This window comes from Sphingorhabdus sp. EL138 (assembly GCF_945862485.1).
GTDB lineage: Bacteria > Pseudomonadota > Alphaproteobacteria > Sphingomonadales > Sphingomonadaceae > Sphingorhabdus_B.
Window position 1 is genome coordinate 29,837 of sequence record NZ_CAMAYF010000005.1, and the last position, 23,065, is coordinate 52,901.

Here is a 23,065-nt window from a genome sequence, read left to right on the forward strand (position 1 = left end):
TCTCGAGGCGCTAGGTTGTCATATAGGTCCCGCAAAATGTCATGTGACCGGACGGCGTCTATCAATTGAAACGCTGAACCTGACCGGCAAGGGCACAATATTCAGCGGCGCGGCGCTGATGCATCATGGGTTGCAATTGCCGCACGCATTTCCCGAAACCTGCTTGCTGTTTTACGCTTCAGCGGTCTGACACCTGTTCGCGCGATCGCGCTGATAATCATCTTTCGTCTGCCGAACCTTTGCAGAGGCCATTGGTTTACATCGGCCCTGCCGCGCCCCATATCCGGCAGTAGAAAAGGACTGTAACTATTTCCCGAACCGCCGCCCAAGTTTGGATAGAGCCACATGCGCATGGCATTTATGTCAAGCCAGCGGATATGTGGATTGATCCGTCGCGTCCCGCCGAACGCGCATTGGTGACGCACGGCCATGCCGACCATGCGCGCAGTGGGCATGGAGCGGTCTGGGCAACGCCAGAGACGCTGGCGATCATGGCGCTGCGTTATGGCACCGAAATGGGCACACCGATGCCTTATGGCGATGGGTTTGAAGCAAATGGTGTGAAGATAAGCTTTCACCCTGCCGGACATGTTTTGGGTTCCGCACAAATCCTGCTGGAACATGCGGGCGAACGGGTGGTGGTGACGGGGGATTATAAACGGCGGTTCGATCCGACCTGCGCGCCTTTTGAAGCGGTGGCGTGTGATGTGCTGATTACCGAGGCGACCTTTGGTTTGCCTGTGTTCACCCACCCGCCAATTGAGGATGAGATTGCCAAATTGCTCGCCGCCCGCGCCGCCCATCAGGAGGGGTGCATATTGATAGGGGCCTATGCCTTGGGCAAGGCGCAGCGCGTCATCGCGGAATTGCGGCGCGCTGGCTATGACGCGCCCATTTATATCCACGGCGCAATGCAGAAAATGTGCGACCTATATGCGGCGCATGACGTCGCTTTGGGCGAGCTCATATTGGCAACGGGGCTCGCCAAGGCAGAGATGAAAGGCGCGATTGTTATTGCGCCGCCATCGGCGCTGAATGACCGTTGGGCACAACGTCTGCCCGACCCGATAACGGCCATGGCATCGGGATGGATGCGGGTGCGGCAACGCGCGCGGCAGCGTAATGTTGAACTGCCTTTGGTTATTTCCGACCATGCCGATTGGACCGAGTTGACCGACACATTGTTGGAACTTCGGCCCAGCGAAACTTGGATTACCCATGGCCGCACCGACGCGCTTGGCCGCTGGTGCGAACTGCACCAATTGAAGGCGCGCGCGCTTGATTTGGTGGGCCGTGAAGAGGAGGAGGAGGGCTGATGCAGGCTTTCTCCGCACTCATCGATGGGCTGATTTACACACGCTCGCGCGACCATAAGGTCCGGCTGATTGCCGATTATCTGCGGAATACCCCCGACCCCGATCGTGGCTGGGCATTGGCGGCACTGGCGGGCACGCTCAGCATAGCAACGGTGAAAGCTGCCGCGATCCGCGCGATGGCGGAGGAACGCTTTGACCCGATGTTGTTCCGCATGAGCCGCGATTATGTCGGCGACACGGCGGAGACTGTTGCGCTTATGTGGCCAGAGGTTAGCGCGGATGCCGTGGCACCAACAGTGTCGGAGGTCATCGACCTGCTCAACAGCACAAGCCGTGCGCGCGCGCCAATCGTTCTGGCGGGACTGATGGACCGGCTGGATGCCAATGGCCGCTATGCGTTGCTCAAGCTTGCAACTGGCGGGATGCGCGTCGGCATATCAGCGCGGTTGGCCAAAACCGCTTTTGGGCAAGCCTTTGACCTTTCAGTGGATGACGTTGAAGAGGTCTGGCACGCGCTTCGTCCGCCTTATGCAGAGCTGTTTGCGTGGGGCGAGGGCAAGTCCGACCGCCCCGACCCCGCCGACAGCGCGTTTTTCCGGCCCTTCATGTTGGCGCATCCCTTGGAGGACGGCATTGTCGATCTCGACGCATATGCCGCCGAATGGAAATGGGATGGCATCCGTATTCAGATTGCATCCACGGGCGGGGAAACGCGGTTGTTCAGCCGCGGTGGTGATGAAGTGACGGCAGCCTTTCCGGAAATCGCCGCTGCCTTCAACGGCATTGGCGTGGTCGATGGTGAATTATTAGTACGCGGCGATGTGCAAGGCGGGGAGGCCGCGAGCTTCAATGCTTTGCAACAACGCTTGGGCCGTAAGAATGTGACCGCGGCGATGCAGGCGGAATATCCGGTATTCGTGCGCCTCTACGACATATTGTTTGACGGGGCGGAGGATCTGCGCAGCCTAACGTGGACAGCGCGGCGGGAACGGCTTGAGCGGTTCGCGGCGCAACTTGATCCTCTGCGGTTCGATCTGTCCGCGATCATCGCCGCGCGCGATTTTAACCATCTGGCGGAAATGCGGGCAGCGGCGCGTGAGGCGGAGATTGAGGGCGTCATGTTGAAGCGGCGCGATTCGCCCTATTTGGCGGGGCGCAAAGTTGGCCTTTGGTACAAATGGAAACGCGAACCGCTCGTGGCCGATTGCGTGATGATGTACGCACAACGCGGTAGCGGGAAACGCTCGTCTTTTTATTCGGATTATACCTTTGGCTGTTGGACGCCCGATGGCGCTTTGTTGCCCGTGGGCAAGGCGTATTCCGGATTTAGTGATGCGGAGCTGAAATGGCTCGACCGCTTTGTCCGCGATAACACGGTCGCGCGTTTCGGTCCCGTGCGCGAGGTCGAAAAATCTTTGGTGCTGGAGGTCGCCTTTGACGCTGTGCACGAATCCAAACGGCATAAATCGGGCATTGCGATGCGCTTCCCCCGTATCTCCCGCCTGCGCCGCGACAAGCCAGCGGATGAGGCGGATACGATTGCCGCCTTACGTGCGATGATTGGTTAGAGAAACGCCCGCACGTCAGCCATGAAGCGGTCGAATTGGTCATGGTGCAACCAGTGGCCGGCATTTTCATATTCAATGACCTTAGCCGTCTGGAAGTGCCCGATGCGGCCGTCTTTTTCGGGGTTGGAGGCCCAGCTATTGGCGCCATACATAAGCAACATCGGGCAGGTGATGGATTGCCACAATGTCAAAAGATTTTCGCGGGGCATGTCAAAAATGGCCCAGACATTTAGGTAATGGTCAAATTTCCAGCTCCAACTTCCATCTTCGTTGCGGCTGATGCCATGCACGGTCAGGTGGCGTGCCTGTTCGTCGGTCAAATAGCTGTTTTCGGTCTTCATCCGTTCATACGCGGCTTCGATATTGGGATAGCGTTTCGGTGCGCGTCCTGCGGCGTTGCGTTTATCCTCTATCCACTGCCGGAAACGGTTTTGAATACCGATGGCATCACGCTCAGCTTGCATCTGTGGGGACGGGCCCAGCCCTTCGATGTTCACCATCTTGCGCACATTTTCGGGGAAGAGACCAGTATAGCGGGTCGCGATATTGCCACCCATCGAATGCGCGATGATGCTGACGGGGGCAAGGTTCAATTGATGGATTAACTGCGCCAGGTCGTAAACGAACGCAGACATTTCGTAATTGCCGTCGGGCGACCAGGCGCTGTCGCCATGGCCCCTTAAGTCGGGCGCAATGATATGCCAGTCATGGCGCAATTCTTCGGCCACCCAATCCCAACTACGCGCATGATCGCGGCCGCCATGGACCAAGAGCAAAGGCGGCGCGTCGGGGTTGCCCCAGTCGACATAATTCAGCCGAAGCCGTTGCGAGGTAAAGCTGTTGGTGATGGGGCCATGCAAAGTCATTCTGCGGCCAGTAATTGTTCTGCGCCCCCAAGGTCAACCGATACCAGTCGGCTGATGCCCTGTTCAATCATCGTCACGCCGAACAAACGATGCATCCGGCTCATCGTCACGGCATTGTGGGTGACGATGAGGTAACGCGTCTCGGTCTCCTGCGTCATGGCGTCGAGCAAGTCACAGAAGCGTTCGATATTGGCGTCGTCCAACGGCGCGTCGACTTCGTCAAGCACGCAAATGGGCGCAGGGTTCGTTAGGAACAACCCGAAGATGAGCGCGACCGCCGTAAGCGCCTGTTCGCCGCCCGACAGTAAGGTGAGCGACTGCAGTTTCTTGCCGGGGGGTTGCGCGAAAATTTCAAGGCCAGCCTCCAATGGATCATCGCTGTCAATCAACGCCAGATGCGCTTGTCCGCCATTGAACAGGGTTGAAAACAGGCGACGGAAATGTCCGTCTACCGCCTCAAAAGCGGTGAGCATCCGCGCGCGGCCTTCGCGGTTCAGGCTGCCGATGGAACCGCGCAAGCGGTTGATAGCGAGAGTAAGCTCCTCGCTTTCGGCAAGGCCACTGCCTTGCTGCATTTCCAGTTCGGCCAGTTCGTCGGCGGCGATCAAGTTGACGGGGCCAATGCGTTCGCGTTCATTTTGTAGGCGGTCGAGGCGGCTCGATTCCACGCCTGCATCGTCCATCGCATCTTCATCAAAGTTCAGTTTTTCGGGCAGTACGGGCGGCGGGCATTCGAACCGTTCCCCCGAAATTCGGCCCATTTCGACGCGGCGCTGTTCCTGATTTTCGGCACGCGCCTCTGCGCCTGCACGGGCTTCGCGCGCCACAGAAAGCCGCTCGGCCGCCGCCGATAATTCGCTTTCCAGCGCGCGCAAGTTTGTCTCATGCGCTGTTTCGGCGGCTTGCAGGCCAGCGAGCTTTTCGGCCAACTGTTCTTTATCTGCCCGCAAATTGGCCATGTCGCGGGCCAGTATTTCTGGCTTTCCTGCGTTCTCTGCTTGCTCGGTCGCGATGTCGGCGCTGCGTGTGTTCATTTCGGCGATCCGGCGTTCGGCTTCGCCGGCGCGTTCCTGCCAACTGCGAATTTCGGCCATCGCCACGGCGCGGCGCTCGCGGCTTTGCGCTATGCGTTGTTCGAGCGCCGACAGGTCCGCCTGATTGCGCGCCAACAGATCGCGCGTAGCCTCATGCGCCGCTGTGAGGTTTTGGACGAGGTCGGCATGATGCGACCCGTCGGGCAGGGCATCGCGCGCCGTTTCGGCCGCTATGCGCTCCGCTTGCGCTTCGGCCAAATCCTGCGCGGCTGTGGCCATTCGGTCGCCAAGCGCTGCCTTTGCAGATTTTAGGTGCGTCCAGGCGTCTTCGGCTTGATCGACTGCGCGCAGGGCTTGGCGCAACTGGCCTTCCGTCGCCACACGCGCCGCGGTTGCCTTGCGGACTGCATCCTGCGCCGCTTCAATCTGATCTGTCATCTGCAACAGGCTTTGCGCTTGTGCATCGAGCGCGGCTTGCGCGGGCGCGATGAGCGCATTCAATTCGGCCAAACGGTTGGCGCGGACCAATTGCTCCGCAATCGTCGCGCCGTCGCCATCGGTGGCAAAGCCGTCCCAGCGACGCAGCCCGCCCGCCAGCGTAACCAGACGTTCGCCGGGGACGAGGGCTTGGCCATCATCGGTGTCGGCCACACGCACCATAGACAATCGCGCCGCAAGCTCTGCCGGAGCGTTGACAAAATGGATCAGGGCCGTGTCGGCGACCGTGCCCAGCGCCGCCGTCCCGCCAAGCCAGCGGCGTCCTGTTTCACCGCCAATGCTCGCATCTGCATCGTCACCCAGTGCAGCGGCCAACGCGCGTTCATAGCCGGGCTTCACCGAAATACGGTCGATGGCCTTGTTGCCTTGGCCCTTGGTCAACGAACGCTGCAACGCGCTCTGCTCGGTCAACAATGCAGCGAGTTCGGCCTTGGCACTGGCGATGGCGACTTGGGCAAGGTCGCGGGCGGAGATGAAAGCGGCCCGCTGCGCTTCGGCGGCTTCATGCGCGTTGCTCTCCGCTTGCAATTGTGTCTGCAGCTTTTGGACGTCGGCATCGGCTTGGTTTTTGGCTGCGGCATATTCCGCCTCATCCCCCAAATCGTCCCGTTCATTGGCAATGCGGGCGCAGATCTGTTCAGCGCGCCCTGCATGCGTTGTCGCCGCCGCCAGCGCGGCATCGGCCACGCGCAATTCGGCGTCCGCGCGCGCTTGCTCGGCGGATGCATTGGCTAAGGCAATTTCGCTTTCGCGCGCTTGCCGCTCCGCATTTTCCGCGGTGCGCAGCAGGGCAGGGCGCTCCTCTTCTTGTGCTTTAATCTGGTCGGCCAGCTTGACGCTTTCTGCCTGCAACCGGGCAAGCGCATCTGCCGCATCATGCGTCAGCCTGCCCTCACGCGCGCCATCATCGGCCATACGCGCTGCTTGCGCCGCAAGGTCAGATTGGCGCTGGATTATCCGTTCATGTTCGCCCGTTAGTTGCACGAGCTTGTTCGACAGTTCACTGGCCGCATCGCGCGCTGCCATGGCCAGTGCCCGCGCATCGGCAAGCTGTCGCACCGCCTCTTGCTGCTTTTCAGTGAGGACACGCTGGGCGACAGAAGCGTCCTCAACGGCTTTCGCTGCTGTGTTAGCTTCGGCACGTGCGACATCGGCCGCGGCTTTGGCCTCGCGCCAGCGGACAAAGATCAAACGGGCTTCTGCCTGCAATATGTCTTTGGTCAGCGTGCGATAGCGTTCGGCTTGCTTGGCTTGGCGGCGTAATTGGCCTGCGCGCGCGTCCATATCGGCAAGGATGGTCGCGAGCCGTGCCAAATTGCTTTCGGCGGCGCGCAGTTTCTGCTCGGCATCTTTGCGCCGGACATGCAGGCCGGAGATACCTGCCGCTTCCTCCAGCATCTGACGGCGTTCTTGCGGCTTGGCGGAGATGATCGCGCCAATGCGGCCTTGGCTGACCAAAGCAGGGGAATGCGCCCCCGTTGCGGCATCGGCGAAGATAAGCGCCACATCCTTGGCGCGCACATCGCGGCCATTGGACCGATAGGCAGAGCCAGCCCCGCGTTCGATCCGGCGGGTGACTTCCAATTCCTCGTCGCTGTCACTGTCGTCGCTATCGTCGCTGCGTTCGGCCAATATCGTGACTTCTGCGAAATCGCGCGGCGGGCGGGACGCGGTTCCGGCGAAGATCACATCTTCCATGCCCGCGCCACGCATTGATTTGGCGCTGCTTTCGCCCATCACCCAACGGATGGCTTCCAATAGGTTGGATTTGCCGCAGCCATTGGGCCCGACAATACCGGTGAGCCCGCTTTCAATCCGGAGTTCCGCAGGCTCAACAAAGCTTTTGAAGCCGACAAGTTTCAGCTTCTTTATCCGCAAGGGGTGAGCTCCATTGCGGCTAAAGCGATGTCATGCCCCCCCTGCGCCATATTTAGCGGGCGCCGGCCTCGACCAGCTTGCTCTTCACCTGCACCCATGAACTGGCGTCCAACTTCGCGCCGTTCAGCAAGAAGAATGGCGTACCAGCCACTTCATCTTCCTTCGTCCCGCGCTCCGTGGTTTTGATCAGCGCGTCAATCGCGGCCTTATCCGACAAGCACGCTTTGGCTTGGTCTTCGCTAATGCCGCGTGATTTCACAAATTCGATCAAGCCCATTTTGGTGCCGAGCAAAGTGGCGATCTGTTCCGGCGACATTTTCTGCATCGCTTGCTGATCCGCCTCAGTCACCGTGCTGATTTTGCCAAGCCATGAAGCCTGCTCGGCATAGAGTTGGTCGGTGAGCGGGAAGAAGGCTTCAGGGCCGCTGCATTGCGCCAAAAGGAAGCCGGGAACGTCCTGAATACCGTGGACGAGGAATGGACGGAATTCCATCGAGACGGTGCCGTCATTAACCAGCTTGTGCAATTCCTCGGTCGACTGCACCGAAAATTGCGCACAGCCGGGGCAGGTAATGGCGCCATATTCGACCAGCTTCAATTTTGCATTGGGGTTGCCCATTTGGTAGCCACCAAATTCGGTCTTAGTGACAACATCGACCCACGCCTTATCGGCAGGGGCGGCAACCTTGGCCAGCGGTTCACCCTTTGGGGCGCCAGCGGTATCTGCACCACCGCAAGCGGCGAGTGCCATGGCGGCGGCAGTAGTCAAAATGAATGTCTTGATACGCATGTGATATCCTTCTGTCTGGTATCTCGGTTTACTTCATTGCCGCCTGTAATTCAGCAATGTTATGAATATGGTCCTGCAAAACGCCATTGACCAAAAATGCAGGCGTACCGCGCACACCCAGCCTGGATCCTGAGTCGGTCATGCCAATAATGGCATTAAATGCCGGCTTGTTGGCCAAGCAGGTCTTTGCCTGTGCTGGTGTGATCCCGCGTTGTTGCATGATGGGACCAAGACCGATTTCGTCAAAGGTGCCAATCATGAATCCAGTATAATCTTCGGCTTTTAATTTATCGCGTGTGGCCGCGCTAATAATTTTGGCCTTTCCTGACCAGATGCCTTGAGTTGCGAACAAATGCCTTTGGTTACCGAAAAACTTTGCCTTGCCACCGCACCGCGCCAGCATGGCAGCAGTCAGATCCAAGGGATTAAGCACCATGTTGCGAATTTCGAGGCTCGCCTTGCCGGTGGCTACAAACCGCGCTTTGAACGCAGGTGCTTCCTGCATTTCAAAATCCGCGCAATGTCCGCAGGTGTAGCTTAGATATTCGACCACTTTGTTTGGCGCAGCAGGGTTGCCCAGAATATGCGCGCCCTTGTCCGTGACCGTCACCGTTGATAGCCATTTGTTCGGCGCGGGCGCTGCAGATAAGCCAGCGGACAACGCCGCAACACCGACCAAAACTGCGCCCAGATATTTTTTCATATGCGACATACGGATGGACCTTATCCTTCGAATTTCATCTTGCGCATCTGGTATCACTTGCCGTCTTTGGCAAGGCTTTTTGCGAGGCTTTCGAGGACGGCAAAAAGCTCTGGATCGCCAATTTCACGCAAGGATTCGCCCAATTCCATCGGCACGGGCTTTAACATCGGCGCGGCGGTTGGTGGACGCAGCTTTGGCTTGGCGACCGGGCCTTGGCGGACTTTAACCCGCGCGACCGCCCCATATCCAAAAAACCGGTTTACGCGCTCAATGATTTCCGGAAGCACATGCTGAATCATCGTGGCATGGGCACCCTCCACGGTCAGTTCCAGCGTGCCATCGGATTTCTTGCCAATTGGAAAGCGAATAGCCTCCGGCGCGGACACAGCGGCATAGCGCGCGCCGACGATTTCGTCCCAGCGGCTGACGACAGAGCTTTGCACAAAACCGAATTTCCGGAACGCGGCACGGCCGATATCGGGCATTAATGACGATACAGACTTCGCCTCACCACCGCGTGGACGCTGATATGTTTTGGGCGCCAGGGCCTTTTTGGTGCCTTTTGGCGGTGGTGGTGACTTGCCTTTATCCATCCCCTCATCCATGCCATTTTTCATGCCAGCCGTCCAACATGCCATCGATAAATCTGGGGATATCGCGCAGGCCTTGCTTGCGCATTATGACCTGCATGCGCGGACGCTGCCTTGGCGCACACCGCCGGGGCAAGGCTTTGCCGACCCTTATCATGTCTGGTTGTCGGAGATCATGCTTCAGCAGACGACCGTTGCGGCGGTGGGGGCTTATTTCCACAAATTCACCCAAATCTGGCCCGACTTTGCGGCGCTGGCGGTGGCGGATGACGCCGATGTCATGGCGGCATGGGCGGGCCTTGGCTATTATGCCCGCGCACGCAATTTGTTAAAATGCGCGCGCGTGGTCGTGGCGGATCATGCAGGTCGGTTACCGGAAACCGAGGCGGCGTTGCTGAAGTTGCCGGGTATTGGCCCTTATACCGCCGCCGCCATAGCCGCGATTGCGTTCGGGCAAAGGGCCGTCGTTGTCGATGCCAATGTCGAACGCGTCGTGTCGCGTTTGTTTGCGATTGCGACGCCCTTGCCGCAGTCAAAGCCGCTTATTCGGGATGCAATGGACAGCATTACGCCCAAGGCCCGCGCTGGCGACTTTGCGCAGGCGATGATGGATTTAGGGGCGGGCCTATGTTCAGTGCGTGCGCCCTCTTGTCTGCTTTGCCCGCTTGCCTTTGCCTGCGATGCCAAGCGTCTTGGTAATCCGGAAATCTATCCCGCCAAAACGCCAAAGGCCGCCAAGCCACAGCGCACAGGTACCGTCTATTGGATCGAACGGGATGGACATGTTTGGCTGGTGCGCCGTGACAACAAAGGCCTTTTGGCGGGTATGCGCGCTTTGCCCGATGACCAATGGACAGCCCGATTGGATGGCTATAAGACGCCGCCGGTGCCTGCCAAATGGCGAACATTGCCCCGCCAAGTGTCGCATGTTTTTACCCATTTTTCGCTTCTGCTCGACATTGCCGTTACGGCATGGCCAGCGGGGGCGGATGACCCCAATATAGGTGAATGGTGGCCACTAAAATCGCTCGACAAGGCTGGTCTGCCGACCCTATTCAGAAAAGCAGCAGAGGCGGCAATGCAGGCAGGAGAGAGAGTATGAAAATGCGGGATAGAGAACAGGCGATGATTGGTCGGCGCGGGTTTTTGGCATGGGGTGGCCAATTGGCAGCTATGGGTGCTATGGGCGCATTGGCACCGGCGCGGGCTTGGGCACAGGCGGCCGATTTATATCCGACCATCCGGACGCAGTTTCAAAGCTATGTCTCTTCGGGCAAACTGACCGGTGTTCTCGCCACCATTGGACGCGCGGCCGGAATGCCCGATGTTGTCGCCGTTGGTACACAAGGGCTGGGCGAAACGACGCCTGTGAATATCGACACATTGTGGCGCATTTATTCGATGACAAAGCCTGTGACCGGCATTGCTGCGATGATCCTTGTGGACGAAGGCAAGATGAAGCTCGATCAGCCAATTGCCGATTTCCTACCGGAATTTGCGAATATGACCGTGCTGACTGACCCGGACAAAAGCCTCGATGCGGTGCCAGCCAAGACCCAGATTACATTGCGGCATTTGCTGACTCATACTGCCGGTCTGGGCTACTCGATTGTCACCAAGGGACCGTTGCTGCAGGCCTATCTGGAAAATGGTATCACGCCGGGCATCGTTAGCCGCTTTCCTATTCCCGGTCAGCCTACAAGCACACCGACCCCTGATCTCAAGACATTTGCCGAACGGCTGGCGAAGCAGCCATTGATTGCCGAGCCTGGCACAAAATGGAGCTATTCGATCTCGCTCGATTTGCTTGGCCGCGTGATTGAAGTCGCGAGCGGCATGGATTTTGAAGCTTTTCTCAAAACCCGCATTTTTGAACCGTTGAAAATGAACAGCAGCTATTTCCAAGTGCCCAAGTCGGAAATCAAGCGCTTCGTATCCAATTACGCGCCTGTGAATGGCGTGTTGTTCCCAATCGATCCTGCTTCGACCAGCATTTACCTCGACAAACCACCCTTTGCCTTTGGCGGCGCGGGCATGGTGACGTCCGCGCGTGATTATGACCGTTTCCTCAACATGTTGGCCAATCATGGTGAATTGGATGGCGTTCGTGTCATGTCAACGGCGACAGCAAAGCTCGCCATGTCCGACTTGCTGCCCTCCGGTGTTTCCACCGCCGGCACTTTTGCCGACGGTGCTGGCTTTGGCGCGGGTGGCCGGGTTGGCAAAGGCGTGAATGCAGGCGTGTTCGGCTGGGGCGGTGCGGCGGGCACGGTGGCTTTTGTCGATCCAAGAAGCAAATTGCGCGCCGTCTGCATGGCGCAATATATGCCAAGTAATGTCTATCCGATTCACGCGGATTTCGCCAAATGGGTCCTGAAGGACCTAGGCTTGCCAGCTTGATCCTATGATGAATCCAGGTTTTACGGGCTCACCGCTCGACCGTGCGGACCGCGTCCGCAATGATCCAGAGGCTTATGACGCGCTGCTGGGCGACTGGCGCGCGCGGGTGCTGGGCCTTCACGGGCTTGATCCGCGCGTCACCGATGCAGGCGAATTGCACTGGCATTCTTTGGCGGAGCTTGAGGGGTCGGAGGAGCTTATCTTACTAGGGCTCTCCGACGGTAAGCCGCATTTCGTGGCCGTGGTCGATGCAACGGGCGATGCGTTTCGCTCGCCTGCTATCTGGCGTGCCTTGTCGACGCTGCCTGCGGGGGATGCCGCGATTTACGGCACGGCGCGTAGCTTGATTGAATGGCATAATGGCCATCGTTTCTGCGGACGCTGCGGTGCGGCGACGGTGTTGTTCCGGGCAGGCTGGGGCCGCAAATGTGGCAATTGCCAAAAAGAACATTTCCCGCGCACCGACCCTGTGGTCATCATGCTCGCCGAATTTGAAGGCAAGGCGCTGGTCGGACGGCAATCCCGCTTTCCGCCTGGCAATTATTCGGCGCTGGCGGGCTTTTTGGAACCAGGTGAATGCATTGAAGAGGCGGTGCGCCGCGAAATTCATGAAGAAGCCGGTGTGACCTGTGGCGCGGTGCGTTATGTCACCAGCCAGCCTTGGCCCTTTGGTGGATCGCAATTGATGATTGCGTGCACGGCCGATGCTTTGGACAACGCACTCACGCTCGACACCGACGAGATTGAAGATGCTATATGGGTAACAAAACAAGAGGCGATGGCAGCTTTGGCCGGTGACGCCGACCGTCGCTTCAACGCGCCGCCACCCTTTGCGATCGCGCATAGCCTTTTGCGCCATTGGGCATCGCAATGAAGACTGACGCGGTGCCGTTGCGTATCGATATCGTGTCCGACGTGGTGTGCCCATGGTGCATCATTGGCCTGAAACAGGTGGAGAAAGCGCTGACGCTTGTTGGTCAAGATATTGCCGCCGAAACCTATTGGCATCCGTTCGAACTCAACCCGAACATGCCACCCGAAGGCGAAGATACCGCAGAGCATATCGCGCGCAAATATGGCAGCACGCCCGAACAAAGCCGCGCGAACCGGAGCAGGCTGTCGGACATCGGCAACAATGTCGGCTTCGCGTTTAATTATGGCGAAGGCATGCGCATTTATAACACGTTCAACGCGCATAAATTGCTGACCATTTTTGGCAGTGAACGCGGATGGCGCGCGCAGACAGAGCTAAAAATGGCGCTATTTACGGCCTATTTTCAGGACCGCCGCGATGTGAGCGATACCGACGTCTTGTGCGACATTGCCGCAGCGCAAGGCATGGACCGCGCCGTGGCTTTGGCATGGATGAACGACGCTGCGCTAACGGCCAGTGTCCGAGCAGAAATGGCGCATTGGACCGACCAAAATATCACTGGCGTTCCGGCGATCATCTTCGATCAAAAATATATGGTCCCCGGCGCGCAAAGTGCGGAGACATTTGCCGATGTGATTAACAAGGTCTTGACGAAACGCGCGGCGGCCTAAACAAGTCCCATTTTCATCAGTTCATTAAGCATCTTCGGCGACATTTCGTCGCGGCCGTCGGTTTCGACCGAATCGAGATCAGGCGGGGCGTTGGCTTCTTCGAGATAGCGCCAGCCTTGATGCGCGCGCTTGGGGGTGGAGCGGACGGCGATGAGCTGGGGTCGAATGCGGATCCAATGCCGGCCAGCGCCATTTTCCATGAAGCCGATGATCGGGCTTCTGCCGATGATCGTATGCGTGTGTATCCAATAAAGCGAACCGCCCGCCATTTCTGCAACCCGCTTGGGCAAGTAACGCGTGGTTAAGCGGACTTCGCCGTCTTGGGCATAAGCCGCAAGGCGCTCGCGCAAATGCTGCGGGCTTTCCGCGCCAAAGGCGATTTTGGTCATGTTCAATGGCATGGAATTTATTTGGGAACTGTGTGGTTAACCGGCAAGGCCGCTGAAGACCGCGAGGCCGAGGAAGATAAGGAAACCCATCGAATCGGTAATCATCGTGACGAAGATGGAGCTTGAAACTGCGGGGTCTTGATCCAACCGGTCCAGCAGCACCGGAATGGCGACGCCGGACAATCCGGCCAGTGAAATGTTGCACAATATCGCCGCAGCAATGACAGTTGCCAGCAGCCAGTTGCCAAAAATCAGACCCGCGCCGAGACCTGCAATCACCGCGATCGTTGCGCCAATGAGCAAGGCGACCCGTATCTCGCGCCAAATCGAGCGCATGGTATTGGATTGGGTCAACTGATTGGTCGCCAGCGCGCGCACCGTCACGGCCAATGTCTGCGTCCCTGCATTGCCGCCTATCGACGCAACGATGGGCATAAGGACTGCGAGCGCAACCATCGTTTCAATCGCCGCGCCAAATTGGGCAATGATGAAGCTTGCGACCATAGCCGTGCCCAAATTGGCAATCAGCCAGCGGACGCGCGCCTTGTAGCTTTCCGAAATGGGCTCGTTAATGTCGCCTTCGCCGGCACCCGACAGGCGTAAGATATCCTCATCGGCTTCTTCCTGCACAATGTGGACGATGTCATCGGCGGTGATGACGCCCACCAACCGCCCCGAACCATCGACAACCGCCGCGGAGATGAGCGCGTATTTCTGGAAGCGTAAGGCGACCTCTTCCTGATCCATATCGACCGGGATGAGCGTCTGTTCATGCATCATGATTTCGCTGACCGGCACCTTGCGCTGGCTGCGCATGATCCAGCTCAATTTGCATGTGCCAACGGGCTTATGCTGCGGATCGACGACGAAAATTTCCCAGAATTCGGTGGTCAGGTCCTGATGGTCACGCAGATAATCGATGAGCTGCCCGACGGTCATATGTTCCGGCACCGCGACCAGTTCGCGCTGCATGATACGACCAGCCGATTCGTCAGGATAAGACAACGCATCTTCAATGACGGCGCGGTCTTCGGGGTCCAGCTCGGCCAAAACGGCTTGCTGGTCCTCCTCCTCCATATCCTCGATAATCGCAACCGCGTCATCGGTATCCAACTGTCCGGCAAGTCCGGCCACTTGGGACGCAGGGAGGGCATCGATAATGTCTTCGCGGACATAGTCGTTGACCTCGGCCAGCACCTCGGCGCTCATGAGATCGCCTAGGCTGATGGCGAGTAGGCCACGCCGTTCGGATGGCGTCAGTTCGAGAAGGTCAGCAATGTCAGCTTCGTGCAGCGGTTCAACAAGCCGGTAGACTTCGTCCAGATCGCCTTCGTCCACGGCATCGAGAACGCGGTCGACATAGTCGCGCGTCAGACGATTGTCTTCGTCCAGCGTTTCCACGATTTCGAGGTCAATACTATCCGGGTTGGCGATGTCGCTGGTCAACTGCGGGCCTCCCGTTTTTCAATCTAAGACGTTATACTAAGAATTCGCCCTCCTAAGCAGGCGGCGTCAAAATGCAATGATTTTGGCTTTGCACCACTGCGATGCATCCCCTAGGGCGGCCATCATCCATTTTACAAGCCTGAAGGAATATCAATATGGCCGATGAAACACTTACCCTTTCGCTCGACAGCGGCGACGTTGTTATCAAGCTTCGTTCTGATCTTGCCCCTAACCACGTAGCCCGCATCACCGAGCTGGCGCGCGAAGGCTTTTACGACGGCGTCAAGTTTCACCGCGTCATTCCCGGCTTCATGGCGCAAGGCGGCTGCCCCAATGGCACTGGCATGGGCGCTTCGTCCAAGCCAAATCTGGCGCAAGAATTTAACGCGGAACCACATGTGCGCGGCGTTTGCTCCATGGCGCGCACCAATGATCCGAACACCGCCAACAGCCAGTTTTTCATCTGCTTTGATGACGCACGATTCTTGGACCGCCAGTACACTGTCTGGGGCCAAGTGATCAGCGGCATGGAGCATGTTGACGCTTTGCCAAAGGGTGAGCCACCTGCGAACCCCGGTGTAATCCGCAAGGCGACTGTCGCCTAAAAACAAAAAAGCGCGGGAGGCCAACTGGCTTCCCGCGCGTTTTGTTTGTTTACAAATCGGGCAGTGTTAGTCGCTGCCGCCTTGTGTTGGCTCTGGCGGACGCATTGCGTCCATCGCGGCTTTCAACTCGGCCATGGAAATTTTGTCGTCCTTATCCGTATCAATATTCGCGAAATATTGAACCAACGGGCCTTGCGCCTCATCCTTGGCAATGAAGCCGTCTTTATTGGCATCAAGAAAAGCAAAAATTTGCTCGGGCTGTGGCACGCCGCCACTGGGCGGGGCGGGTGGTGCATTTTGCGCCATGACGGCGGGTGAAAGCAGGAGGGCCGACAAGACGGCGAATGACTTCAGCATGAATGATCCTTTGAACTATGGAATGTCGTTGATGGTCAGCGCAAACTGAACATACCCTTTACTACCGTAAAACAATTGCCTGACAACCAAACTCTGTCGCCGTCTAATTGGCAGCCCAAATATCCGCCGCGCGCCGATGCCTGATAAGCGGTGAAGCGGTCGCGACCGAGCACCTTGGCCCAATAAGGCGCGATGACGGCATGGGCACTGCCGGTGACGCTGTCTTCATCTACGCCAGCACCGGGCACGAATACACGGCTGACGATGTCCGTGTCTTCGCCGCGGGCGGTGGCAGTGAAGCTATCATCCCCCAGCGCAGCCAAAGCCTTCATATCGGGCTTGAGCGCCAGGATTTCTGGGGCCGTAGCATAGACGAACATATTATAGCTATCGGGGTTGCTGCGCATCGACAAAGGCTTGCCACCCATCGCGGCCATCATATCCGGATTGTCGACTTCCTCTGTAGGAATAGCGGGCAGCGCCACAGCATACGCATCGCCTTCGCGGCGCACTTCTAATATGCCAGCCTTACGCGTGCGCAGCGTCACGCGATCCATGTTGGGATTTTGGCTCAGGATGATATGCCCGCTCGCCAATGTCGCATGGCCGCAGAGGCGAATTTCCACAGCAGGCGTGAACCAGCGCAGCTCATAATCGGCCGCGCCCGTTGCATCGGGTACATAAAAGGCGGTTTCCGCGAAATTATTTTCCTCCGCAATTGCTTGAAGCACGGCGTCATCCAAATATTCCGTGAGCGGCATCACGGCGGCCTGATTGCCCGTGAAAGGCCGGTCAGCGAAGGCGTCTACGTGATAATAAGGCAGTTCAGTCATGGGAATTCTTCTTGTGCTCGATCGTTTCTGACGGGATATAGCCCATCTCATCCTTATGGCCTTCGGGGTCGGGGTGGATCAGGACTTCGACGCCCGGAAATGCGTCCATCAACGCTTGTTCCACTTCATCCATGATGCGGTGCGCCGCGGCTACGGTCATATTCGGGTCAACCCAGACATGGAATTGGCAGAAATCATGCGCGCCGCTGGAACGGGTGCGCATGTCATGTATGCCACGCAATTCAGGATGGCGCAGCGCGACATCAATGAAGCGCTGCCTTTTTTCTTCCGGCCATTCGCGGTCCAGCAATTGATCCAGTGCAATCCGCGCCGCGCGATAGGCGCCCCATAATAGCCACGCAGCAATCGCAATCCCGAACAACGGGTCGGCGCCGCGCACATTCAGCATATTGTCGAGCAGTATGGCAACGATCACCGCTATGTTGAGCAACAAGTCGCTTTGATAATGCACATGGTCCGCCTGAATAGCGACCGATCCGGTTTTGCGGACCACATGCCTTTGATAGGCGAGCAAGGCCACGGTGGCGATGATGGCAATGACCGAAACGCCAATGCCATATTCGGGATGCGCGGTCTGTTCCTGCGCGCCCAAGCGCACGATGGCGCGCCATGCGATCAATATGGCAGATACGGTGATCAACACGACCTGAAACAATGCAGACAGCGCCTCTGTCTTGCCATGGCCGAACCGGTGATCATCATCGGCAGGCATGGCGGCATAACGGACGCTGAATAACGTCAGCACCGATGCCAGAACGTCAAAGCCCGTGTCCGCCAATGAGGCCAATAAGGCGACGGAGCCGGTTTCGGCGGCGGCAAAAATCTTGAGCGCGAGCAAGAACAAAGCCATCGTCACGCTGGCAATCGCCGCGCGGTTGGTCAGGTTACCATGTGCATGGTGATGGTGATTATGCGCAAGGCTCATTGCGGTAACGTCATGGGTATAACATGCCAGTTTTCCAGCCGTTGTCATCGCGTTCATACAACCAGCGTTCGTGCAGGCGGAATTCACGGTCTTGCCAAAATTCGATACGGCTGGGGCTGACCATCCATCCCGACCAATGCGGCGGACGTGGCACGTCTTGGCCTTCAAAACGGGCTTCTATTTCGGCAAAGCGTGCTTCAAAAGTCGCGCGGTCGGCAAGCGGGCGGGACTGGTCGGAGGCCCATGCACCAAGCTGCGAATTGCGGGAGCGGGTTGCAAAATAGGCATCAGCGGTGGCATCGTCGACGCGGCTGGCTGCGCCCTCAATCCGGATTTGCCGACGCAGAGATTTCCAATGAAACAGCAAAGCGACATTCTTATTGTCGGACAATTGTGTCGCCTTGCGGCTTTCAAAATTGGTGTAGAATATAAATCCGCCATGCGTGCCAAGGTTGCGGCCATGGCCTTTCAAAAGCACCATCCGCACTGAAGGCTGACCGTCGACGCCCGTTGTCGCCAACGCCATGGCATTGGAGTCATTTATTTCGGTGGTCTGCGCTTCGGTAAACCATGTGTCGAAGAGGCTAAAGGGATCAGGTCTTTCCATAATCCACCGATAGGCTAGACTGATGCGGGTTAAAAGGGGCTAGACGATAAAATGAACTGGGACATGATATTTGGGTTAGCCAATGCGTGGGCTTTGCTGGGCTGGGTGATTTTGGCATTTGCGCCGAAACGCGCGCGCGTTGTGCCTTTTGTCTTTTTTGCAGGGGCGGTCTTGCTCGCATGTCTCTATGCGGGCCTGATGATCCCTTTGATGGCAGGCCTGATTTCGGATGGTGGACCAGTTGGGCGTCCGCCTGCGGATTTTACGACTTTGGCAGGCGTGATGGCGCTGTTTGACTCGCCCGGCGGTGCAACGATTGGCTGGATACATTATCTGGCCTTTGACCTGTTTGTCGGCATCTGGATTGCGCGCAACGCGGATGCGCATAATATATCTCGCTGGCTGCAGGCCCCGATTTTGTTTTTTACCCTGATGGCAGGGCCAATTGGCTTACTGCTCTATCTTCTGCTACGTGCGTTGATAGGCGAAAAACCCGAAAATGCGTTGCTCCCAAGTTGACTCGGGGCGCTGTAATACCAATCTAAGACGGGTAGCAGAGTAACAGGGACAAGAATGGCAGATCCTTATTCCACATTAGGTGTGTCCAAGGGCGCGGACGACAAGGCGATCAAGGTTGCTTATCGTAAGCTGGCGAAGGAATTGCACCCCGACAAGAACAAGGACAATCCAAAGGCGTCGGATCGGTTTAGCGAAGTGACGCAGGCCTATGACCTGCTGTCCGACCCCAAAAAACGCGGTCAATATGATCGCGGTGAGATTGACGAAAACGGGCAACCGCGCTTTGCCGGTAATCCTTTTGGCGGCGGTGGCGGCTATAGCCAAGGTGGTCCGGCGGGTGGCAATTTCGATTTCGGCAACGGCGGGATTGATCTGGGCGATATATTTGATGGCCTGTTTGGCGGCGGGGGCGGTGCACGCCCGGGCGCTGGGCCCGGCTCACGTCCGCAGCACGCACCGCCGCCCAAGGGCGCGAATATTGCTTATGCGCATTTGGTGTCGTTTACCGACGCCGCGACGCTTGCACCGCAACGCATCTCGTTAGGCGATGGCAAGACGGTGGAATTCAAACTGCCCGCAGGCATAGTGGCGGGACAGCAAATCCGTATTCCCGGCAAGGGGCAACCCGGCCCCGGCGGCCATGGCGATGCGATGGTGACGTTGAAAATTGGCAGACATCCCGATTTGGTGCGGGATGGTGACAATATCCGCATCGATCTTCCGATTTCGCTGAAAGAGGCGGTAGCAGGCGGCAAGGTCAAAGTGCCGACGGTTGATGGCGCCGTGATGTTGACTGTCCCGCCGCGCACCAATTCGGGTGCTGTTCTGCGCATCAAAGGCCGCGGCTTTACCGCCAAGACGGGTGTGCGGGGTGATCAACTTGTGACGCTGATGATCCATTTGCCGACAGACCCGGCGGAGCTTGCGCGGATAAGTGACATTCTCTCGGACAGCTCTGTCCGGGAGAATATAGGTGTCTGAAATTTCGCCTCTGTCACCAGAGGCGCGGGCACATCTTCCGGCGACAACGCATGCTGACGAAAGTGAAGCGACATGGTTTGCGCGACTTGGCCTTCCGGGTCAGGTCGTTGAAGTGACCAAGCGGGTCGGCGTCGGCGTGTATAGCGATGGGTTCATTCACGCAGGCAATTTTGCCTATCTGTCTTTGGTGTCGCTCTTTGCCTTTTGCGTCGTAGCGGCTGCTATCGCGGGTGCCTTTGGCCAAACCGAATCTGGCCTCGCCTTAATCGAAGCTTTTTTTCAAACCGTACCGCCCAGCGTGGCCAGCGCCCTTCAAGGACCCATCCAGTCTGCGATGACCGCGCGTTCCGGGCCGTTATTATGGCTCAGCGCTGGGGTCAGCCTGTGGACGGCGGCAAGTCTTATCGAAACCTTTCGCGACGTTTTGCATCGCGCTTATGGCGCAACACCCAACCGCGCCTTCTGGCATTATCGGTTAAGCTCTTTGGGCGCGATTATCGCTTCAGTTGTTCTGGCGATGGTCGCCTTTTCCGCGCAAGTGATGGTCACCGCGGCGGAGGATTTTGTCTATCGCTTCATCCCCACGGCGCAGACGGTGGCGAGCTATTTTGCGTGGGGGCGAATCATTCCCTTCGTCACGCTGTTTGTCGCGATTTACGTTATTTTCGCAGGCCTCACGCCGTCCAAATATCGCTCTGCGGATTTTCCAAAATGGCCTGGCCCAGCCTTTGTGAGCATTTGGTGGCTGGGCTTAACCGCATTGTTGCCCTTATTCCTATCCAGTGTGAGCAATTATGACCTGGCCTATGGCAGTTTGGCTGGCGTGATGTTGGCGCTGATTTTCTTTTACCTGATCGGCCTTGGCTTGGTAACAGGGGCGCAGTTGAACGCGGCGCTGGCCAACGCCCATGAAAATGGACTAAGGCAAGTCAAAGCACATATAGCGGACGAATGAGGATATTATGACCGGATTGATGGCTGGTAAACGCGGGCTGATTATGGGGCTTGCCAATGACAAGTCGCTCGCATGGGGTATCGCAAAGCGCTTGCATGCCGAAGGTGCCGAATTGGCCTTCAGCTATCAGGGCGAAGTCATGGAAAAGCGGGTGCGGCCATTGGCGGCGCAGCTGGATTGTGATTTCCTGATTGACTGCGACGTGGCGGACATGGCCAATCTCGACCGCGCTTTCGAAACGCTGGCGGACAAATGGCCAACCATCGACTTTGTGGTGCACGCGATTGGCTTCACTAATAAAGAGGCGTTGCGCGGCAAATATTTTGACGTCGGTTTGGAAGACTTTTTGATGACCATGAATGTCAGCGTCTACAGCTTTACCGCCGTCGCCAAGCGCGCCGCCGCGATGATGAAGCCGCTCGACCCTGAAACGGGCGAAGGCGGCGGGTCAATGCTGACATTGAGCTATTATGGCGCGGAAAAGGTTATGCCGCATTATAACGTCATGGGCGTGGCAAAGGCTGCGCTGGAAACGTCGGTCAAATATCTCGCCAATGATGTGGGGCCGCAGGGCATTCGCGTGAATGCGATTTCAGCCGGCCCCATCAAGACGCTGGCGGCATCGGGCATTGGCGATTTCCGCTACATTTTGAAATGGAATGAGCTGAACACCCCGCTGCGCCGTAATGTGACGATTGATGATGTCGGCTCTTCGGCGCTGTATTTCCTGTCCGACCTTGCTGCCGGAGTAACCGGCGAAACCCACTATGTTGACGCGGGCTATCACACCGTCGGCATGAAGCAGGAGGATGCTCCTGATATCAGCACACTCTGATGTTCGAGGGGCATAGCTACGCGCTGGTTCTTCTTCTGGCAGGCTGTGCTGTGCTCATTGGCGGGCACGGCTATTGGCACGCGCGTCGCTATTGGGAGGGGCTTCCGCCTCTCTTGGATGCATTTGTGTCGATGGCAGGCTTTTTAGGCATTATTGGCGCTTTTGTATGGGCCGGACGCATCGGCGCAAACTTCGGCCATCCGCACGCTGCCCGCGTGATAGGCGTTGCAATGGCGCTCATCATTTTTCGTGCAATCCGGACTTGGTTGGGCAAGGAGCAAGTGCGCTATCGTTCGGGGCAATTGAAGAAAACGGAAAGAGCAAATGAGCTTTAATACCTTTGGCCGCGTGTTCCGTTTTTCGACATGGGGCGAATCGCATGGTCCGGCGCTGGGCGCGTTGGTCGATGGCTGCCCTCCCGGCCTTGCTTTGTCTGAAGCAGATATTCAGCCATTTTTGGACCAAAGACGTCCCGGCACGTCCCGCTTCACCACGCAGCGGCAGGAACCCGATGTTGTGCGGATATTGTCCGGCGTGTTTGAAGGCCGGACGACAGGTACGCCGATTTCGCTGATGATCGAAAATGTGGACCAACGATCAAAGGATTATTCCGAGGTCGCCAAGGCCTATCGTCCCGGCCATGCCGATTTCAGCTATGACGCCAAATATGGCTTTCGCGACTATCGTGGTGGTGGCCGATCCAGCGCCCGTGAAACCGCTGCGCGGGTGGCGGCTGGCGCAGTCGCTCGTGCTGTTATACCTGATGTGAACATCATCGCCTATGTCGCCGAAATCGGTGGCGATGCGATTAATCGCGATAATTTCGAAGCGTCGCAGATTGATAAAAACCCGTTTTTCTGCCCTGATGAAGCGGCGGCGGGGCGTTGGGAAAAATTGGTCGACGAAGCACGCAAGTCTGGTTCCTCGCTCGGTGCGGTCATCGAATGCGTTGCCACAGGCGTTCCGCCTGGCTGGGGCGCGCCGCTGTATGCAAAACTGGACAGTGAGCTCGCGTCGGCCATGATGAGCATCAACGCGGTAAAAGGCGTTGAGATAGGCGCAGGCTTTGGGGCGGCGCGTTTGCGTGGTGAGGAAAATGCTGACCCGATGCGGCCAGCCAACGCAGGGTCAAACCATCCCGAATTTTTGGCGAATAATGCGGGCGGTATCGCGGGCGGCATTTCGACGGGGCAGCCCGTTTTGGTGCGCGTCGCGTTCAAGCCGACCTCTTCCATCCTCACGCCCGTTGAAACCGTTACACGCGACGGGTCCGCCACAGATATCGTCACCAAGGGCCGCCACGACCCTTGCGTGGGTATAAGGGGCACACCCGTGGTCGCGGCGATGATGGCGCTGGTGCTGGCGGATCAGAAGCTGTTGCACCGCGCGCAATGCGGCTAGGGA

The 23,065-nt window shown here is 57.8% G+C and carries 25 protein-coding genes; 14 read left to right on the plus strand and 11 right to left on the minus strand.

What is annotated here, in order from left to right; translation table 11 throughout:
- The first annotated feature begins 43 nt into the window (after positions 1-43).
- The 3 genes from Q0O33_RS03535 (at position 44) to Q0O33_RS03545 (ending at position 2,884) form a co-directional block, all read left to right on the plus strand.
- Complete coding sequence (locus Q0O33_RS03535) at positions 44-190, plus strand: hypothetical protein (RefSeq protein WP_295496143.1); 147 nt, start codon at positions 44-46, stop codon at positions 188-190.
- Between the two features lie 118 nt (positions 191-308).
- A complete protein-coding gene (locus Q0O33_RS03540) occupies positions 309-1,316 on the plus strand; it encodes a ligase-associated DNA damage response exonuclease (RefSeq protein ID WP_295496398.1) in 1,008 nt (335 codons plus the stop codon).
- Entirely contained in the window at positions 1,316-2,884 is a 1,569-nt protein-coding gene (locus Q0O33_RS03545) for a cisplatin damage response ATP-dependent DNA ligase (protein ID WP_295496145.1), read from the plus strand. Before Q0O33_RS03540 ends, Q0O33_RS03545 begins: the two co-directional genes overlap by 1 nt.
- Here Q0O33_RS03545 and Q0O33_RS03550 read toward each other — a convergent pair.
- From Q0O33_RS03550 to Q0O33_RS03570, 5 genes are read right to left on the minus strand one after another with little or no spacing between them, the layout of a single operon-like run.
- On the minus strand, positions 2,881-3,750 hold the full coding sequence (locus tag Q0O33_RS03550; RefSeq protein ID WP_295496147.1) for an alpha/beta hydrolase: 870 nt from the start codon (positions 3,748-3,750) through the stop codon (positions 2,881-2,883). The two genes, Q0O33_RS03545 and Q0O33_RS03550, sit on opposite strands and share 4 nt — an antisense overlap.
- Entirely contained in the window at positions 3,747-7,160 is a 3,414-nt protein-coding gene (locus tag Q0O33_RS03555) for an AAA family ATPase (protein ID WP_295496150.1), read from the minus strand. The genes Q0O33_RS03550 and Q0O33_RS03555 overlap by 4 nt, the downstream gene beginning before the upstream one ends.
- A gap of 52 nt (positions 7,161-7,212) precedes the next feature.
- A complete protein-coding gene (locus Q0O33_RS03560; protein WP_295496153.1) occupies positions 7,213-7,950 on the minus strand; it encodes a thioredoxin domain-containing protein in 738 nt (245 codons plus the stop codon).
- A gap of 28 nt (positions 7,951-7,978) precedes the next feature.
- Complete coding sequence (locus tag Q0O33_RS03565; RefSeq protein ID WP_295496155.1) at positions 7,979-8,662, minus strand: thioredoxin domain-containing protein; 684 nt, start codon at positions 8,660-8,662, stop codon at positions 7,979-7,981.
- A gap of 44 nt (positions 8,663-8,706) precedes the next feature.
- On the minus strand, positions 8,707-9,246 hold the full coding sequence (locus Q0O33_RS03570) for a DciA family protein (protein ID WP_295496401.1): 540 nt from the start codon (positions 9,244-9,246) through the stop codon (positions 8,707-8,709).
- 22 nt (positions 9,247-9,268) lie between these two features.
- Between Q0O33_RS03570 and Q0O33_RS03575 the strand changes: the two genes are divergently transcribed.
- Genes Q0O33_RS03575 through Q0O33_RS03590 form a run of 4 tightly spaced genes read left to right on the plus strand, consistent with a single transcriptional unit; the run spans position 9,269 to position 13,188 of the window.
- A complete protein-coding gene (locus Q0O33_RS03575; protein ID WP_295496158.1) occupies positions 9,269-10,345 on the plus strand; it encodes an A/G-specific adenine glycosylase in 1,077 nt (358 codons plus the stop codon).
- Entirely contained in the window at positions 10,342-11,643 is a 1,302-nt protein-coding gene (locus tag Q0O33_RS03580; RefSeq protein WP_295496160.1) for a serine hydrolase domain-containing protein, read from the plus strand. The genes Q0O33_RS03575 and Q0O33_RS03580 overlap by 4 nt, the downstream gene beginning before the upstream one ends.
- A 4-nt stretch (positions 11,644-11,647) precedes the next feature.
- The gene (nudC, locus tag Q0O33_RS03585) at positions 11,648-12,517 is read left to right on the plus strand and encodes an NAD(+) diphosphatase (RefSeq protein WP_295496163.1); all 870 of its coding nucleotides are present in this window, start codon (positions 11,648-11,650) and stop codon (positions 12,515-12,517) included.
- Positions 12,514-13,188 (plus strand): DsbA family oxidoreductase, encoded by a 675-nt coding sequence (locus tag Q0O33_RS03590; RefSeq protein ID WP_295496166.1) that lies wholly within the window; start codon positions 12,514-12,516, stop codon positions 13,186-13,188. The genes nudC and Q0O33_RS03590 overlap by 4 nt, the downstream gene beginning before the upstream one ends.
- On the opposite strand, the gene Q0O33_RS03595 is transcribed toward Q0O33_RS03590, so the two are convergent.
- Together Q0O33_RS03595 and mgtE are read right to left on the minus strand one after the other, a co-directional pair.
- Positions 13,185-13,589, minus strand: coding sequence for a DUF1489 domain-containing protein (locus tag Q0O33_RS03595; RefSeq protein ID WP_125230650.1), 405 nt, complete (start codon positions 13,587-13,589; stop codon positions 13,185-13,187). The genes Q0O33_RS03590 and Q0O33_RS03595 overlap by 4 nt on opposite strands.
- A gap of 24 nt (positions 13,590-13,613) precedes the next feature.
- Complete coding sequence (gene mgtE / locus Q0O33_RS03600; RefSeq protein ID WP_295496170.1) at positions 13,614-15,023, minus strand: magnesium transporter; 1,410 nt, start codon at positions 15,021-15,023, stop codon at positions 13,614-13,616.
- A 155-nt stretch (positions 15,024-15,178) separates the two neighbouring features.
- On the opposite strand from mgtE, the gene Q0O33_RS03605 reads away from it, so the two are divergent.
- The gene (locus Q0O33_RS03605; RefSeq protein ID WP_295496172.1) at positions 15,179-15,628 is read left to right on the plus strand and encodes a peptidylprolyl isomerase; all 450 of its coding nucleotides are present in this window, start codon (positions 15,179-15,181) and stop codon (positions 15,626-15,628) included.
- Between the two features lie 66 nt (positions 15,629-15,694).
- On the opposite strand, the gene Q0O33_RS03610 is transcribed toward Q0O33_RS03605, so the two are convergent.
- The 4 genes from Q0O33_RS03610 to pdxH are packed head-to-tail and all read right to left on the minus strand — an operon-like array spanning position 15,695 to position 18,371.
- Positions 15,695-15,985: an EF-hand domain-containing protein gene (locus Q0O33_RS03610; RefSeq protein WP_295496175.1), complete on the minus strand. Its 291-nt coding sequence runs from the start codon at positions 15,983-15,985 to the stop codon at positions 15,695-15,697.
- 35 nt (positions 15,986-16,020) lie between these two features.
- On the minus strand, positions 16,021-16,818 hold the full coding sequence (locus tag Q0O33_RS03615) for a PhzF family phenazine biosynthesis protein (RefSeq protein ID WP_295496177.1): 798 nt from the start codon (positions 16,816-16,818) through the stop codon (positions 16,021-16,023).
- Positions 16,811-17,764 carry a cation diffusion facilitator family transporter gene (locus Q0O33_RS03620; protein WP_295496404.1) on the minus strand — a complete coding sequence of 318 codons (954 nt, stop codon included), beginning with the start codon at positions 17,762-17,764 and terminating at the stop codon, positions 16,811-16,813. The genes Q0O33_RS03615 and Q0O33_RS03620 overlap by 8 nt, the downstream gene beginning before the upstream one ends.
- 10 nt (positions 17,765-17,774) lie before the next feature.
- Entirely contained in the window at positions 17,775-18,371 is a 597-nt protein-coding gene (gene pdxH / locus Q0O33_RS03625) for a pyridoxamine 5'-phosphate oxidase (protein ID WP_295496180.1), read from the minus strand.
- Between the two features lie 63 nt (positions 18,372-18,434).
- Here pdxH and Q0O33_RS03630 point away from each other — a divergent pair, with 63 nt between their 5' ends.
- The 6 genes from Q0O33_RS03630 to aroC are packed head-to-tail and all read left to right on the plus strand — an operon-like array spanning position 18,435 to position 23,062.
- Positions 18,435-18,890 (plus strand): ABA4-like family protein, encoded by a 456-nt coding sequence (locus Q0O33_RS03630; protein WP_295496183.1) that lies wholly within the window; start codon positions 18,435-18,437, stop codon positions 18,888-18,890.
- A gap of 54 nt (positions 18,891-18,944) precedes the next feature.
- On the plus strand, positions 18,945-19,871 hold the full coding sequence (locus Q0O33_RS03635; RefSeq protein ID WP_295496186.1) for a DnaJ C-terminal domain-containing protein: 927 nt from the start codon (positions 18,945-18,947) through the stop codon (positions 19,869-19,871).
- Positions 19,864-20,826, plus strand: coding sequence for a YihY/virulence factor BrkB family protein (locus tag Q0O33_RS03640; protein ID WP_295496190.1), 963 nt, complete (start codon positions 19,864-19,866; stop codon positions 20,824-20,826). The genes Q0O33_RS03635 and Q0O33_RS03640 overlap by 8 nt, the downstream gene beginning before the upstream one ends.
- A gap of 7 nt (positions 20,827-20,833) precedes the next feature.
- Positions 20,834-21,661 carry an enoyl-ACP reductase FabI gene (gene fabI / locus Q0O33_RS03645; RefSeq protein ID WP_295496193.1) on the plus strand — a complete coding sequence of 276 codons (828 nt, stop codon included), beginning with the start codon at positions 20,834-20,836 and terminating at the stop codon, positions 21,659-21,661.
- Positions 21,661-21,996 (plus strand): hypothetical protein, encoded by a 336-nt coding sequence (locus Q0O33_RS03650; RefSeq protein WP_295496196.1) that lies wholly within the window; start codon positions 21,661-21,663, stop codon positions 21,994-21,996. Before fabI ends, Q0O33_RS03650 begins: the two co-directional genes overlap by 1 nt.
- Entirely contained in the window at positions 21,986-23,062 is a 1,077-nt protein-coding gene (gene aroC / locus Q0O33_RS03655) for a chorismate synthase (protein ID WP_295496199.1), read from the plus strand. Before Q0O33_RS03650 ends, aroC begins: the two co-directional genes overlap by 11 nt.
- The last annotated feature ends 3 nt before the right edge of the window (positions 23,063-23,065 follow it).

What these genes read in the sequence shown, in the direction of transcription:
- Q0O33_RS03615 (WP_295496177.1), bottom strand. Translation starts at nt 16,818, where the DNA reads ATGACTGAACTGCCTTATTATCACGTAGACGCCTTCGCTGACCGGCCT.
- pdxH (WP_295496180.1), bottom strand. Translation starts at nt 18,371, where the DNA reads ATGGAAAGACCTGATCCCTTTAGCCTCTTCGACACATGGTTTACCGAA.
- Q0O33_RS03605 (WP_295496172.1), top strand. Translation starts at nt 15,179, where the DNA reads ATGGCCGATGAAACACTTACCCTTTCGCTCGACAGCGGCGACGTTGTT.
- Q0O33_RS03590 (WP_295496166.1), top strand. Translation starts at nt 12,514, where the DNA reads ATGAAGACTGACGCGGTGCCGTTGCGTATCGATATCGTGTCCGACGTG.
- Q0O33_RS03570 (WP_295496401.1), bottom strand. Translation starts at nt 9,246, where the DNA reads ATGGATAAAGGCAAGTCACCACCACCGCCAAAAGGCACCAAAAAGGCC.
- fabI (WP_295496193.1), top strand. Translation starts at nt 20,834, where the DNA reads ATGACCGGATTGATGGCTGGTAAACGCGGGCTGATTATGGGGCTTGCC.
- aroC (WP_295496199.1), top strand. Translation starts at nt 21,986, where the DNA reads ATGAGCTTTAATACCTTTGGCCGCGTGTTCCGTTTTTCGACATGGGGC.
- Q0O33_RS03550 (WP_295496147.1), bottom strand. Translation starts at nt 3,750, where the DNA reads ATGACTTTGCATGGCCCCATCACCAACAGCTTTACCTCGCAACGGCTT.
- Q0O33_RS03620 (WP_295496404.1), bottom strand. Translation starts at nt 17,764, where the DNA reads ATGAGCCTTGCGCATAATCACCATCACCATGCACATGGTAACCTGACC.
- Q0O33_RS03565 (WP_295496155.1), bottom strand. Translation starts at nt 8,662, where the DNA reads ATGTCGCATATGAAAAAATATCTGGGCGCAGTTTTGGTCGGTGTTGCG.
- Q0O33_RS03630 (WP_295496183.1), top strand. Translation starts at nt 18,435, where the DNA reads ATGATATTTGGGTTAGCCAATGCGTGGGCTTTGCTGGGCTGGGTGATT.
- Q0O33_RS03610 (WP_295496175.1), bottom strand. Translation starts at nt 15,985, where the DNA reads ATGCTGAAGTCATTCGCCGTCTTGTCGGCCCTCCTGCTTTCACCCGCC.
- Q0O33_RS03650 (WP_295496196.1), top strand. Translation starts at nt 21,661, where the DNA reads ATGTTCGAGGGGCATAGCTACGCGCTGGTTCTTCTTCTGGCAGGCTGT.
- Q0O33_RS03575 (WP_295496158.1), top strand. Translation starts at nt 9,269, where the DNA reads ATGCCAGCCGTCCAACATGCCATCGATAAATCTGGGGATATCGCGCAG.
- Q0O33_RS03560 (WP_295496153.1), bottom strand. Translation starts at nt 7,950, where the DNA reads ATGCGTATCAAGACATTCATTTTGACTACTGCCGCCGCCATGGCACTC.
- nudC (WP_295496163.1), top strand. Translation starts at nt 11,648, where the DNA reads ATGATGAATCCAGGTTTTACGGGCTCACCGCTCGACCGTGCGGACCGC.
- Q0O33_RS03580 (WP_295496160.1), top strand. Translation starts at nt 10,342, where the DNA reads ATGAAAATGCGGGATAGAGAACAGGCGATGATTGGTCGGCGCGGGTTT.
- Q0O33_RS03595 (WP_125230650.1), bottom strand. Translation starts at nt 13,589, where the DNA reads ATGCCATTGAACATGACCAAAATCGCCTTTGGCGCGGAAAGCCCGCAG.
- Q0O33_RS03545 (WP_295496145.1), top strand. Translation starts at nt 1,316, where the DNA reads ATGCAGGCTTTCTCCGCACTCATCGATGGGCTGATTTACACACGCTCG.
- Q0O33_RS03635 (WP_295496186.1), top strand. Translation starts at nt 18,945, where the DNA reads ATGGCAGATCCTTATTCCACATTAGGTGTGTCCAAGGGCGCGGACGAC.